A 13,626-nucleotide genomic window follows, 5' to 3' on the forward strand; every position below is an offset into this window, starting at 1 on the left:
GCGGTTCAAAACCGACCGAATTCCGGTGTTCGGTCGATGAGTCGGGTCTCGGCGCGTCAGGGTCTCAGGCCGTCCATCGGCTGCGTGCCGTCGAGCGCGTGAAGCTGCGCGAGCCGCTTAGGGAAGGGATTTCGTTGCGGTCTTTTTGCCAAACCGGGAAGCGATACGGCTATTTGCCTGCTAGCGAACCATGTTTCTCTACGATCCGTCATTTCGTGGCCGACGACACAAGGCCCGCTTCACGCGGGCCTTCGATCAATCAGCAATTGCCTTTCTTTGCCTGTCCGGGCGGACAGAACCCGTTCCCCGGCCCGCCTTGCGGCGCGACGACGACCGGTGGGCCCGGCACGTATGCGACACACCCGCCGAGCGCTCCGACCACGCTCGCCGCGGCGAGCCATGCGACAACCCCTTTCTTCACTTCGTTCTCCCGTTATTGAGGAAAGGGCCTCGCGGCCCTTTCGGTGATGCTGCCGACGCGTCAGAAGCTGAAATTGACGTTCGACTGGCTGGTCGTTGCGTTGACGTTCGTCGATTGCGTTGCACCCGACGCTGCGTCCGCTTCGATCGTATATTGTGCGGCGGCGGCCGGCGATGCGGCGAGCGCGACCGGCAGCGAGCCCGAGTACGTGCCGACGATCGGCGCGGCGGTGGGCACGTTGAGCGCATACGCGCCGGTGTCCATGTTCGCGTTGATCGACGTGATCTCGTACGCGTTTGCATCGACGGTCTGCAGCGCACGCACGAACGCATCGGCGCTTGCGGTCACGGTGCCGCTGACCGTGCTCATCGTCGACGCCGGCAGCGCGATCGGCGCGGTCGACGCCGATACCGCCGTGGTCGTGTTCACGACGACCGGAACCGAGCGCACGATACCCGACGCGAAGTTGTTCTGCACGATCACGACGTCGTAGTTGCCTTGCGTCGAGCTCTGGATCAGCGGCGACAGCACGAACTTGCCGGTGTTGTCGGCCACCGTGCCGCGGACGACCTTGCCGCCTTGTTCCGCGTACACGGTCGCACCGGCTTCGGCCGACGCGACATAGCCGGAGATCGCGCCGCTCACGACGGTCGGGATCGCGGTGACGACCGGCTTCAGCGCATACGTGCCGTTGCCGCGCTGGACGATCGACTTGCACGCGTTGAAGTCGAGCACGAGATCGACGAGCGTGTTCGGTTGCACGGTGAACGGCTGGATGATCTTGTAGCCGCTTTGCGTCGCGCTCGGCGTCGCCAGCGCCTGCTCGGTGCCGCCGGTCGGAACGACCGAGTTCGCGAGCGTGTTGCCCTGGTTCTGCGCGAGAACGAGACGGACCTGCTGATACTGGCCGGCCGGCAGAGCGGTCTGGCCGATATCGGCGAGCACGCCGTTGGTGAGCGACAGCAGGTCGATCTTCTGCGGCGTCGCCAGCGTGATCGTCGACCAGCCGGCATCGTTATCGGAAGCATTCGCATTCGCGTTGACGCGAACCTGCGAGACGGTCACGTACACGTGATCGAAGCCGCACGAAGGCGCGTCCGTCATCGCGACGTGCAGCGTGCCGGTCTGCACGCTGCCGCCATCGTCGCCGCCGCCGCAGCCCGCGAGCGCGAACGGCACCATGGCCGCACACAGTGCGGCCTTCCAGAATGTGCTGTTCATTGTTTTGCCCCCTCCGACATGATTGTGGGTGCAACGAAGGATAGCTTCGCGCCGTGTTCACAGTGTGGTCAGTTTTGAAACGAACCGTAAATTGTGCGTCGGGGCGTAAGAACTGCCGCGGGTCGCTCGGCATTCGCGTCGCGATGGCGAGCATTGCGACGCGCAGCGATCGAATATCCGTTCGGCGAACGGTCGATGAAGCGCCGAATGATTCGACCGGTACCGGCAAAACTTGATCGGTAAAAGCACCGAATTCGCACCGATTGTTTCCTCGCTATAGTCGATGCGTGAACGATAGTGACGGGGCGATGCGCCGATACCGTTCAGGCAATGACTGTAGACGGGTGCTGTATGAAAAACACAATCGAAAAGACCACCGGACCGGTATGGGGTGTGGCGGCTGGCGTGCTGCTGGCGGCCGCGGGACTGAGTCTCGGCATGTTCCCGAAGGCGCTGCACAGCGCGGGAACCGCAAACGACTTCATGGCATCCGGCATCGCGATGCTGGGCATCTTCCTCGTCGTCTATTCCACGCACGAGCTGCGACGAAAACGCGTGCACTGAGCGCGCGCACCGCTGCCGATCCGCAACGCACCGCCGTCCGCCGGACGGCTTACGATTGCGCTCGTCCGTCGGGCGGCCCCGCGTCGATCAACAGATCGTCGACGATGATTTCGCCGGCTGCCCGGCCGGCACGCAACGCGTGCAGGGTGTCGTCGAACAGGCGGCCGCCGTCGTCCGCGAGGCGGACCGGCGCGAGCAGACGCGGCGCACTGCCGGCCGTGCGGACCTGCACGATCGCGACGAACCCGAAGCACAGCGCGTCGGGCGGCGGCGCGTGGTCGCGCGGCGGGTCGAGCCGGAATTCGCAGCGGACATCGATGGTGTATCCGCGGTAGGTGTACGCACTGTTCATCTGCAGCTCGCTCGAAAGGGAACGCGACGACGGACCGTGGGCGCATGATATCGGCTCATGCGGGCCGCTGGGGGTGGGGCGTCTACCTACTTCAGGATTTCATGCTCGTACACGAGCTCGACGATGCGCTTCGTCGGAATGCTCGCGCGCAGGCTGTCGACGCTGTCGATGCGAAACCACTTGCACTTCTCGATCTCGTTGCTTGCCTGCGGCGTCTGGTCGGCGCCGACTTCGGCGAAGAAAACGTGATGAATTTTCGCGAGCCCGGTGAACTGCATCGAGTAGACGAGTGTCTGGCCGGTGATGCCGGTTTCTTCCTGCAGTTCGCGGTGCGCGGCGTCGAGCGGCGTTTCGCCGCGCTTGATCGTGCCGCCGGGCAGCGCCCAGCGCGACGACGCGCGTGCGACGAGCAATACCTGTTCGTCGCGAAAGCAGACGACGGTCGCCCGTTCCTTGATCGGAACGGCGCTGGTTTCCGGCGTCGCGGGCGAGAGGACTTGAGGCATGCGCCGATTCTAGCGAGTGTCGGGCGCCGGGCCAAGCCGATCCCGTCGAACGTGAGCGGACGGTGACGCGGCGCACCGATCGCGCCGCGTCGTCACGGAGCGCCCGTGGTTACTTCTGTTCCGGCAGGAACCAGTTCATCACGAGCGCGCAGATGCCGCCCGTCGCGACGCCCGATTCCAGCACGTTCTTCAGCGCATGCGGCAGGCTGTTCAGAATGTCCGGCACCTGCGACACGCCGAGGCCGAGCGCGAGCGACACCGCGATGATCAGCAGCGCGCGGCGGTCGAGGTGGATGCCGGACAGGATGTTGATGCCCGAGGCGGCCACCGCACCGAACATCACCATCGCCGCGCCGCCGAGCACGGGCTCCGGCACGGCCTGCAGCGCGCCCGCGACGACCGGGAACAGGCCGAGCACGACGAGCATGCCGGCGATCCAGATGCCGACGTAGCGGCTCGCGACGCCGGTGATCTGGATCACGCCGTTGTTCTGCGCGAACACGGAGCTCGGGAACGTGTTGAACACGCCGGCCAGCAGCGAGTTCGCGCCGTTGACGAGCACGCCGCCCTTGATCCGGCGCATCCATACCGGCCCTTCGACGGGCTCCTTCGAGATCTTGCTGGTGGCGGTGACGTCGCCGATCGCCTCGAGCGACGTGACGAGATAGATGATCAGCATCGGCACGAACAGCGACCACGAGAAGCCGATGCCGAAGTGCAGCGGCGTCGGGATCTGGAACAGCGCGGCCTGGTGCATGCCGGTGAAGTCGAGGCGGCCGAGCATCGCGGCCGCGCCATAGCCGACGATCAGCGCGATCACGAGCGCGGTGCTGCGCACCCACACGATCGGTACGCGGTTCAGCAGGATGATGGTGCCGAGCACGAGGCACGACAGCGTCAGGTTCTGCGCGCTCGCGAACGTGCCGTTGGCCATCGCGCCGAAGCCGCCGCCCATGCTGACGAGGCCGACCTTGATCAGCGTGAGGCCGATCAGCAGCACGACGATGCCGGTGACGAGCGGCGTGATCAGGCGTTTCACGAACGGCAGGATGCGCGATACGCCCATCTCGACGAACGAACCGGCGATCACGACGCCGAAGATCGCCGCCATCACGGTTTCGACCGGCGTGCCCTGCTTGACCATCACGCTGCCGCCGGCGATCAGCGGGCCGACGAAGTTGAAGCTGGTGCCCTGCACGATCAGCAGGCCGGCGCCGAGCGGGCCGAAGCGCTTGCATTGCACGAACGTCGCGATGCCGGAAATCACCAGCGACATCGACACGATGAGGGTCGTATCGCGGCTCGATACGCCGAGCGCCTGGCAGATCAGCAGGCCGGGCGTGACGATCGGCACGATGATCGCGAGCAGGTGCTGCAGCGCGGCGACGAAGGCCACCATCGGCGCGGGCCGGTCGTTCGGGCCGTAGACGAGGTCGTGCGACGGATCGGTGTCGGCGCCGTGGGACGCGGATCGGGCGGGGGAAGCGGGTTGCATGGCGAGCGGGCCGGACAGGATGGAAAGTGCGGCATTTTAGCCGAAGGGGCCGCCGCCGCCCGCGCCGGATGCAATAGTCGGAATTCGGGAAAACGGTGCCGGATCCGGCCGGCCGGGCCGGGCACCGCGGTGCCGGTTCGTCAGCCCCCGCGGCGCGGTGCGCCGGCGTCCGGATACGCGCGCCTGCACACGTCGAAAACGGCATCGCGCAGCCGGCGATGCACCGGGTCGCCGTGCATGCGCGGATGCCATAGCGCGGAGATCAGGATCTCCGGCAGCCGGACCGGTATCTCGAAGCTGCGCAGGCCGAGTGCATCCGCGAGCCCAGGCGTGAACGCGTTGCCGAGGCTCGAGTGCGGCACGAGCGCAATGAGGTCGGTGCCGGCCGCGACGCGCATCGCATCGGGATAGCCCGGTACGACGACGTGCACCGTATGGGCGGGGGCGAACGGGCCCGCCGCATCGCCCGCCGGCCCGCCGAAATCGCCGAGCTGCGACGCGATCACGTGACGGCAGGCCGCATAGCGCGCGGGCGTGACCTTGCCGGCGCCGTGACCCGACGCGAACAGCGGATGCGACGCGCGCGCCACCGCGACGTGCCGGTCGTGAAACAGCGCGCGCGTGTGCAGTTCCGGCGCGTCGTCGCCGCGCTTGCCGATTTCCAGGTCGACCGTGCCGTCGCGCAGCGGCCCCGGATCGCGGTCGGGCTTGGCGACGAAGCGCACGCGCACGCCCGGGGCGATCGCGCCGATCGCGGCGACCACCGGGCCGGCCAGCATGTCCATGAACGATGCCGCCGCGCGGATCGTGAACGTCGACGACAGCGTCGCCATGTCGATGTCGGCCGTTGCCGGCCGAAGCACGGCGCGTGCGTCGATCGCGACCGCATGCACGCGATCGCGCAACGCCGCCGCATGCGGCGTCGGCACGAGCCTGCGCCCGGCCCGCACGAGCAGTGGATCGCCGGTGGCGGCGCGCAGCCGCGCGAGCGTGCGGCTCATCGCGGACGTGCTCAGCCCGAGCCGGCGCGCGGCGGCGGTCACGCTGGCTTCGGTCAGCAGCACGTCGAGCGCGGCGACCAGGTTCAGGTCGATGTCTTCCATCCGGACAGCATACGGCATCGCACGATGTGACAGGGCGTTCGATGCAACGATCGGTTGAGTCCAGTGCGTCTGGTGCACTTCATGGCGCGCACCTATAGTGGCTGGATCACGGACTTCGGCAAAGGCGGACACCATGCAATCGACCGTATCGAGCACCAGCACGCCATCGATCCTCCTCGTCGCGGCGTCGCGCGGGCTCGGCCTCGCGATGGCCGAGCAATTCCTGAACAAGGGCTGGCACGTGACCGGCACGGTGCGCGCCGGATCGGGCCGCACGAAGCTGCACGAACTGGCCGAACGCTTCGACGGCCGGCTCGACATCGACACGCTCGACATCTGTGAGCCGGCGCAACTGGCGGCGTTGCGCGAGCGTCTGGCGGGGCGGCGCTTCGACATGCTGTTCGTGAATGCGGGCACGACGAACGATCCGAACGAAACGATCGGCGAAGTCGCGACCGACGAATTCGTGCGCGTGATGATCACGAATGCGCTGGCGCCGATGCGCACGATCGAGGTGCTGCACGATCTCGTGCGCGCGGACGGCCTGATCGGCGCGATGTCGTCGGGGCAAGGGAGCGTCGCGAACAACGTGAGCGGGATGCGCGAAGTCTACCGCGGCAGCAAGGCCGCGCTGAACCAGTTCATGCGCAGCTTCGCGGCGCGGCAGGCCGCGACGCCGCGCGCGATGGTGCTGATGGCGCCGGGCTGGGTCCGCACGGAACTCGGCGGGCCCGATGCGCGTTTGACGATCGACGAGAGCGTGCCGAGCCTCGTAAACGTGCTGATCGACAAGCAGCGGCGCCCCGGCCTCGAATACCTCGATTACCTGGGGCGTACGGTGCCGTGGTAAGCGCAGCGGCGGGGCCGCGCGACACGAGAGTTGCGGCCTGAGCCGGCGAGGGCGCCGCACGGGCATTCGATGGGCTTTGAGGCGCACCGTTCGCACCAAGCGTTGCCGTTTGCATCCATGACGGCGCGCTGCGGACGCTGCGCCGATTCAATACAATGCGACGTCGAGGCGTCGGCGCCGGGTCGTGCGCCGGCCGCCAGGTTCGATGCGCGGAATCGACGAGCTGCCGCGCATCGTGAATGGACGGTCCGCCGCGGCGGGCCGCCGGCGAATACGGAGCGCAGCATGAACGAACCTTATCTGCAGGTCATCGCGCATTTCTTCGCGAAGCCCGGCAACGGCGATCGCGTGATCGAACTGCTCGCGGAGCTCGCGCCGGCCACGCGCGCCGAGCCGAAAAACCTCGATTACGCCTACTTCCGGTCGCCGGTCGACCCGGATCACATCGTGATCCTCGAGCGCTACCGCGACGCCGACGGCCTCGACGTGCATCGGGAAACGCCGCATTTCCAGCGCATCGGTGTCGGCGCGATCATTCCGTTGCTCGATCGCCGCGACGTGACCCGCTACATGGTGCAGCCGGACACCGGCACGACGATGCCACCGGGAGGCACCCGATGAACCCGTTTCAATTCCGTACCGTTCCGACGCAGATCGTCGAGTTCGGCGCCGCGCGCCGGCTCGGCGCGCTGTTGCGCGAACGCTTTCCGGCGCTCGCGCGGCTGTGCGTCGTCACCGATGCGTTTCTGCATCGCAGCGGCGTGCTCGCGCCCGCGCTGGCAAGCCTCGCCGAACACGGCTGGCAGGTGACGGTGATCGACGACGTGATCGCCGATCCGCCGGAGCACGTCGTGCTCGACGCGACCGCGCGAGCGGTGGCGGCCGATGCGGAGATCGTGCTCGGCCTCGGCGGCGGTTCGTCGATGGACGTCGCGAAGCTGATCGCGGTGCTCGCGCCGGGCCGGCAGCCGCTCGCGGACATGTACGGCGTCGACAAGGTGACGACGGCGCGGCTGCCGCTCGTGCAGATGCCGACCACGGCCGGCACCGGCTCCGAAGTGACGGCCGTGTCGATCGTCACGGTCGGCGAGGCGCGCAAGATGGGCGTCGTGTCGCCGCACCTGTTCGCCGACGTCGCGATCCTCGACGCCGGGCTGACGCTCGGGCTGCCGCGCGCGGCAACGGCCGCGACGGGCATCGACGCGATGGTGCACGCGATCGAGGCCTACACGTCGTCGCGGCTGAAGAACCCGGTATCCGACATGCTGGCCGTGCAGGCATTGACGCTGCTGTCGCGCAACCTGCTGAAGGCCTGCGACGACGGCAGCGATCGCCACGCACGCGAGGCGATGCTGGTCGGCGCGATGTTCGCGGGGCAGGCGTTCGCGAACGCGCCGGTCGCGGCCGTGCACGCGCTGGCCTATCCGGTCGGCGGCATCTTCCACGTGCCGCACGGGTTGTCGAACGCGCTCGTGCTGCCGCATGTGCTGCGCTTCAACGCACCGGCTGCCGCACCGCTGTATGCGCAGCTCGCGGCGATCGTCGCGCCGGCGGCGACGGGCAGCGACGAAGCGCGGACGCAGGCGCTGATCGACGAGATCGATCGGCTGATCGTCGCGACGGGCATTCCGCGCACGCTGCGCGAAGTCGGCATCGGCGAAGGCGACCTGCCGAGGATGGCGTCTGATGCGATGCTGCAGACGCGCCTGCTCGTGAACAATCCGCGCGAGGTCACGGAAGCCGACGCGCTGGCGATCTATCGCGAAGCGTGGTGACGCAAACGACATGACGCAACCGAACGAAGCCGCGCGCACGCGATGCGTCGCATGGCAGATCGTGCAGACGTGGCAGGCCGCCGAGTGGTGCCGGCTCGTCGAGCGCCGGGCCGGCGTCGACCTGTCGGGCTCGGTCGCGGGCGCGATCGACGGCACGCCGTTTCGCATCGACTATGCGATCGCGTGCGATGCCGACTGGCTCACGCGCTCGGTGCGCGTCGCGCACTGGCGCGGCGCGTCGCCGCCGCGGCAGCTCGAACTCGAATGCGCAGCGGGGCGCTGGATGGTCGACGGCGTCCACGCGCCGGCACTCGCGGGCGCGACCGACATCGATCTCGGCTTCAGCCCGTCGACGAACACGCTGCCGATCCGGCGTCTCGGGCTCGCGGTCGGTGCGTCGGCCGTCATCCATACCGCGTGGCTGCGCTTTCCGGCATTCGAGCTCGCGCGCGGCGAGCAGCGCTATGCGCGCACGGCGGAGCACGTGTATCGCTACGCAAGCGGCACGTACGCAGCCGATATCGCGGTCGACGATGCGGGCCTCGTCACCGATTACGACGAATGGCGGCGGATCGGCGCGACGCGCACGTCGTGACCTGCGGCAGTGCGCAGCGGCGACGCTGCGTCAGCGCGCGTTGGCGACCGTCACCTTGCCGGGAATCAGCTTCAGCGTACTGAACGCATCGGCGATGTTCTGCTGATACGCGAGCGTCGCCTCGGTGATCGGCTGCACGCCGTAACCGGTGCGCTTGAGCGCGATTTCGAGCGTCGGCGTGTCGAGGCCGACGAGCGGCGACAGCTGCGCGGCGACTTCAGGAATATGGTCGCGGCCCCAGCGGTCGACCGCGTCGACTTCATCGAGTAGCGCGCGCAGCACCTGCGGCTGCGCGGCCGCATATTTGCGCGCGGCGAGATAGTACTGCGTGTTGCGCACGAGCCCTTCGCCGTTCGCGACCGTGCGTGCGCCGAGCTGCCGTTCGGCCGCTGCCAGATACGGATCCCAGATCACCCACGCGTCGACGCTGCGCTGCACGAACGCGGCGCGCGCGTCGGCGGGCGTCAGGTAGATCGGCTGGATGTCGGCATACGTGAGGCCCGCATGTTCGAGCGCCTTCACGAGCAGGTAGTGGACGTTCGAACCCTTGTTGAACGCGACCTTCTTGCCGCGCAGCTGCGCGACGGTGCGGATCGGCGAATCGGGCAGCACGACGATCGCCTCGCCGTGCGGCGCGGGCGGCTCGTTGCCGATATAGACGAAATCGACGCCGGCCGCCTGCGCGAAGATCGGCGGCGTCTCGCCGACTGTGCCGACGTCGATCGCGCCGGCGTTCAGCCCCTCGAGCAACTGCGGGCCGGCCGGGAACTCGAGCCATTGAACCGTCACGCCCTGGCTCGCGAGCCGCTTCTCGAGCGTGCCGCGCGCCTTGAGCACGACGAAGTTGCCGTATTTCTGGAAGCCGATGCGCAGCCGCTTGTCGCTGCCCTGCGCCAGTGCGGGCACGCCCGCGAGCGGGCCGAGCGCGAGCCCGGCCAGGCCGGCGGCCGCGCGATGCAGCCAGCGGCGGCGGCGCGGGTTCGCCGCGGTCGTTTCAAGGTCTGCGTGCGGTGTGTCGTTCATCGAGGCGTCCTGCTGGCGGGTTCACGGGCCGCGCGGGCATGCCGCGCGGCCGGCGCGGGACGCAGCCGGATGCGGACGACGCATGCGGCCGGCCGCCCCGCGCCGGATTCAGGACGATACGGCCGCGCGGGACGGCCGCCAACCAATGAATCCGCATATGCAAATCAGCGGGCGGACGATCCGCGAACGGTGCGGCGACCTCGCGCCGCGGCGCTCACTCGGTGACGAGCAGGCTTTCCTCGATCGAATCGACGCGGTCCGGATAGAACGCGAGGTGCCCGCGAATCGATTCGACGGCCGGATGCGGATGCTCGTACGTCCACACCGCATTGGTCGCGCGTTCGCCGCCGGCCGGAATCGAGTAGTACGCGCAGTCGCCCTTGTACGGGCAGTATGTGACATGGTCGGTGCGTTCGAGCAGCGACATGTCGACGTCCTCGCGCGGCAGGTACAGCACGGCCGGATAGCTGGCCTCGCGCAGCACCAGTGCATGGCGCGTATCGGCGACGACCTTGCCGGCCACCGTCACGACCACGCGCGACGAGTGCGGCTCGATCAGGATCGGATGATCGGGGCCCGGCGACTTCACCGGACGAGAGGGCGTATCGGGGTTGAGCGACATCGTGGGTTCTCCAGGAACGGGCGGCGCACCCGCGGGCGCGCCATACCGGCACGCGTGCGCCGGGCGGATTCCCGCGCGCCGGTGCCGGCGTTGGCCAACCGATACGATGCGCCAATTCCGCGGAAGCTGCAGGGGGCCGGAAAGGTGCACGCAGCCGTCAGCGAATGGTGCCGCTGCATGACGCAGGGGCGGGGCGGCGCAGCGGTGCCACCGCGCATGTCCCCGGCGCTCGCATGGACATTTTCATGCAGCGGCAGCGGGATGCATCCGGCGCGATAAGCAACGCGGAATTTATTGGTAAGCGATCGGCGCACGGCGCGCGAAGATCGACGGTCGTCATTCGCGTGACAACCCTTCGTCCACTTCCGCCATGAAACTTCCGTTCACATCGACCGCCGCGCGCCGTGCGCGGCGCACCTCCGTTGCCGTCGCGGCGCTGCGCGGCGTGGCTGCGTCGCTCCTGTTCGCCGGTATGCTCACGCATGCGTTCGCCGCGCCGGCGGGCAAGACGCTCGTGTACTGCAGCGAAGGCAGCCCGGCCGGTTTCGATCCGGGACAGCACACGACCAGCACCGATTTCGACGCGAGCACGTACACGGTCTACAACGGGCTCGTGCAGTTCAAGCGCGGCACGCTGGATCTCGTTCCGTCGCTCGCGACGAGCTGGGACGTGTCGCCTGACCAGCGCGTCTACACGTTCCACCTGCGGCGCGGCGTGAAGTTCCAGACGACCGCGTGGTTCAAGCCGACGCGGCCGTTCCGGGCCGACGACGTCGTGTTCACGTTCCGCCGGATGCTCGATCCCGCCGATCCGTTCCGCAGCGCGTATCCGGTCAGCTTCCCGTACTTCAGCGATCTCGGTTTCGACCGCAACATCGAGCGCATCGAGAAGGTCGACGACGACACCGTGCGCTTCGTGCTGAAGTCGCCCGACGTCGTGTTCGTGCGCAATCTCGCGATGGCGTTCGCGTCGATCCTGTCGGCGGAATACGCGTCGCAACTGGCGGCGCGCCATCGCGAGGCCGACATCAACCAGTTCCCGGTCGGCACGGGCCCGTTCCAGCTGCGCGCATACCAGAAGGACGCGCTGATCCGCTACGACGCGAACCCCGACTACTGGAACCCGGACGACGTGAAGCTCGCGCATCTCGTGTTCGCGATCACGCCCGACCCGGCCGCGCGCCTGCAGAAGCTCACGGCCGGCGAGTGCCAGGTGTCGGTGTTCCCGCGGCCGGCCGATCTCGAGACGGTGCGGCGCGATCCGAAGCTGACGCTGTTTACGGGGACGGGCTTCAACGTCGGCTTCGTCGCTTACAACACGCAGCATCCGCCGCTCGATCGCGTCGACGTGCGGCGCGCGCTCGACATCGCGATCGACAAGGCCGCGATCATCAGGACCGTGTTCAACGGCGACGCGACGATCGCGACGAATCCGATGCCGCCCGCGCAATGGTCGTACAACCCGCGGCTGAAGGATGCGCCGCGCGATCCGGCCGCAGCAAAGGCGCTGCTCGCGCGGGCGGGATTCCCGAACGGCTTCGACCTGACGCTGTGGGCGATGCCGGTGCAGCGTCCGTACAACCCGAACGCGCAGCTGATGGCCCAGCTGATCCAGCAGGACTGGGCGAAGATCGGCGTGCGCGCGAAGATCGTCAGCTACGAGTGGGGCGAATACAACCGCCGCGCGAAACGCGACGGGCAGCACGACGCGATCCTGTACGGCTGGTCGGGCGACAACGGCGACCCCGACAACTGGCTCGGCACGCTGCTCGGCTGCGAGGCCGTGCACGGCAGCAACCTCGCGAAGTGGTGCAACGCGGATTTCGAGCGGCTCGTCGGCGCGGCGCGCACCAGCGCGGACGTCGCGAAACGCACGTCGCTCTACGAGCAGGCGCAGGTTGTGTTCAAGGATCAGGTGCCGTTCACGCCGATCGCGACGTCGATCGTGTCGCTGCCGATCTCGAAGCGCGTGCACGGGATGACGTTCTCGCCGCTCGGCGGCCACCGGTTCGACGGCGTGTGGCTCGATTGAAGCAGGACAGCCGGCGCGCGGGCGCCGGCTGCCGCGGCGACATGAAGCGGCGGCGTAGCGCCGGTCAGTTCAGCGCGACCGCGGCCGCCGCTTCGACCGGCGAGCCTTCGAGCGCGACGGACGCGCGGCCGTCGGGGCCGACCGGCACGTCGCCGGCGAGCGTCGTACGGTACAGCTGGCGATCGAAATCGACATCGAAGATATCGACCGGCGCGAGATGCGCGGTCGCGCGGTTGTCCCAGAACGCGATGCTGCGCGGCTCCCACTTGAAGCGGATCGTGAATTCCGGACGCGTCACGTGTTCCCACAGCAGTTCGAGCAGCGCCTGGCTCTCGCGCGGCGTCAGCCCGACGATCGACTTCAGGAAACTCGGGCTCACGTACAGTGCGCGTTCGCCCGTCTCCGGATGCACGCGCACCAGCGGATGCTCGGTTACGAGCGGGCGGCGTTCGACGGCTTCGTCGAACGCGCCGGTCGCGCGCGCGCCGGCCGGCGGCGTGAAGCGATGGATACCGCGCAGGCCGTCGACGAAGCCGCGCAGCGGCGCCGACAGCGTCTCGTACGCACGCACGAGGTTGGTCCACTGCGTGTCGCCGCCGTACGGCGGGATCGTCACGCCGCGCAGGATCGATGCCCACGGCGGATTGACGGCGGCCGTCACGTCGGTGTGCCAGCCCGTCCACGGCCGGCGTACCGGTTCGCCTTCGAAACGCGTCGCCTTGCGGTGCTTCGCGATCGAATAGACGGCCGGATGGCCGTCGACGTGGCCGAACACCGGGTGGCCGACGGTTGGCTCGCCGAATTGCGCGGAAAACGCGACATGCTGGTCGTGCGTGAGGAACTGCTCGCGAAAGAAGATCACGCGCCATTTCAGCAGCGCGGCGCGAATCGCGGCGATCTGCGACGCGGTCAACGGCTGGGTCAGGTCGACGCCGCGGATTTCCGCGCCGATGTGGGCGGACAGCGGGATCGCGTCGACCGGTTGCGCGGCGGGTTCGGGTAGGGCGCTCATGCGACGCTCCTGATGGAAGTGGACGGGCGGCGACATCGTGGCGCATGCATGCGTC

General features: G+C 68.3%; 14 protein-coding genes. 6 read left to right on the forward strand and 8 right to left on the reverse strand.

Translation table 11 applies throughout. The annotated features are described in order from the left end of the window. Positions 1-481: 481 nt before the first annotated feature. Positions 482-1,642 carry a DUF4382 domain-containing protein gene (locus Q3A80_RS26355; protein WP_446331749.1) on the reverse strand — a complete coding sequence of 387 codons (1,161 nt, stop codon included), beginning with the start codon at positions 1,640-1,642 and terminating at the stop codon, positions 482-484. Between the two features lie 351 nt (positions 1,643-1,993). Between Q3A80_RS26355 and Q3A80_RS26360 the strand changes: the two genes are divergently transcribed. Next, the gene (locus Q3A80_RS26360; RefSeq protein ID WP_446331750.1) at positions 1,994-2,206 is read left to right on the forward strand and encodes a hypothetical protein; all 213 of its coding nucleotides are present in this window, start codon (positions 1,994-1,996) and stop codon (positions 2,204-2,206) included. 49 nt (positions 2,207-2,255) lie between these two features. Here Q3A80_RS26360 and Q3A80_RS26365 read toward each other — a convergent pair whose 3' ends face one another. The 4 genes from Q3A80_RS26365 to Q3A80_RS26380 all read right to left on the reverse strand — a co-directional run bounded on the left by Q3A80_RS26365 (position 2,256) and on the right by Q3A80_RS26380 (position 5,662). After that, complete coding sequence (locus tag Q3A80_RS26365; RefSeq protein WP_446331751.1) at positions 2,256-2,558, reverse strand: hydrogenase maturation factor; 303 nt, start codon at positions 2,556-2,558, stop codon at positions 2,256-2,258. An 86-nt stretch (positions 2,559-2,644) separates the two neighbouring features. After that, positions 2,645-3,064 carry an NUDIX hydrolase gene (locus tag Q3A80_RS26370; protein WP_446331752.1) on the reverse strand — a complete coding sequence of 140 codons (420 nt, stop codon included), beginning with the start codon at positions 3,062-3,064 and terminating at the stop codon, positions 2,645-2,647. Positions 3,065-3,173: 109 nt separating this feature from the next. Next, positions 3,174-4,559: a nucleobase:cation symporter-2 family protein gene (locus Q3A80_RS26375; protein ID WP_446331753.1), complete on the reverse strand. Its 1,386-nt coding sequence runs from the start codon at positions 4,557-4,559 to the stop codon at positions 3,174-3,176. Between the two features lie 140 nt (positions 4,560-4,699). Further along, complete coding sequence (locus Q3A80_RS26380; RefSeq protein WP_446331754.1) at positions 4,700-5,662, reverse strand: LysR family transcriptional regulator; 963 nt, start codon at positions 5,660-5,662, stop codon at positions 4,700-4,702. Between the two features lie 133 nt (positions 5,663-5,795). Here Q3A80_RS26380 and Q3A80_RS26385 point away from each other — a divergent pair, with 133 nt between their 5' ends. The 4 genes from Q3A80_RS26385 (at position 5,796) to Q3A80_RS26400 (ending at position 8,882) form a co-directional block, all read left to right on the forward strand. After that, complete coding sequence (locus tag Q3A80_RS26385; protein ID WP_446331755.1) at positions 5,796-6,512, forward strand: SDR family oxidoreductase; 717 nt, start codon at positions 5,796-5,798, stop codon at positions 6,510-6,512. A gap of 285 nt (positions 6,513-6,797) precedes the next feature. Further along, positions 6,798-7,133 (forward strand): putative quinol monooxygenase, encoded by a 336-nt coding sequence (locus tag Q3A80_RS26390; protein ID WP_446331756.1) that lies wholly within the window; start codon positions 6,798-6,800, stop codon positions 7,131-7,133. After that, positions 7,130-8,287 (forward strand): iron-containing alcohol dehydrogenase, encoded by a 1,158-nt coding sequence (locus Q3A80_RS26395; protein WP_446331757.1) that lies wholly within the window; start codon positions 7,130-7,132, stop codon positions 8,285-8,287. Before Q3A80_RS26390 ends, Q3A80_RS26395 begins: the two co-directional genes overlap by 4 nt. 10 nt (positions 8,288-8,297) lie before the next feature. Continuing rightward, positions 8,298-8,882: a putative glycolipid-binding domain-containing protein gene (locus Q3A80_RS26400; protein WP_446331758.1), complete on the forward strand. Its 585-nt coding sequence runs from the start codon at positions 8,298-8,300 to the stop codon at positions 8,880-8,882. A gap of 30 nt (positions 8,883-8,912) precedes the next feature. Here the strand turns inward: Q3A80_RS26400 and Q3A80_RS26405 are convergent, their stop codons facing one another. Both Q3A80_RS26405 and Q3A80_RS26410 read right to left on the reverse strand, forming a co-directional pair. Further along, a complete protein-coding gene (locus Q3A80_RS26405) occupies positions 8,913-9,905 on the reverse strand; it encodes a sulfonate ABC transporter substrate-binding protein (RefSeq protein ID WP_446331759.1) in 993 nt (330 codons plus the stop codon). Positions 9,906-10,119: 214 nt separating this feature from the next. Then, entirely contained in the window at positions 10,120-10,527 is a 408-nt protein-coding gene (locus Q3A80_RS26410; protein WP_446331760.1) for a DUF427 domain-containing protein, read from the reverse strand. A 370-nt stretch (positions 10,528-10,897) separates the two neighbouring features. Here Q3A80_RS26410 and Q3A80_RS26415 point away from each other — a divergent pair, with 370 nt between their 5' ends. Further along, entirely contained in the window at positions 10,898-12,559 is a 1,662-nt protein-coding gene (locus Q3A80_RS26415) for an ABC transporter substrate-binding protein (RefSeq protein WP_446331761.1), read from the forward strand. Between the two features lie 64 nt (positions 12,560-12,623). Here Q3A80_RS26415 and Q3A80_RS26420 read toward each other — a convergent pair whose 3' ends face one another. Further along, positions 12,624-13,571 (reverse strand): TauD/TfdA dioxygenase family protein, encoded by a 948-nt coding sequence (locus tag Q3A80_RS26420; RefSeq protein ID WP_446331762.1) that lies wholly within the window; start codon positions 13,569-13,571, stop codon positions 12,624-12,626. Positions 13,572-13,626: the final 55 nt, after the last annotated feature.

It is taken from the genome of Burkholderia sp. SR8 (assembly GCF_052851275.1).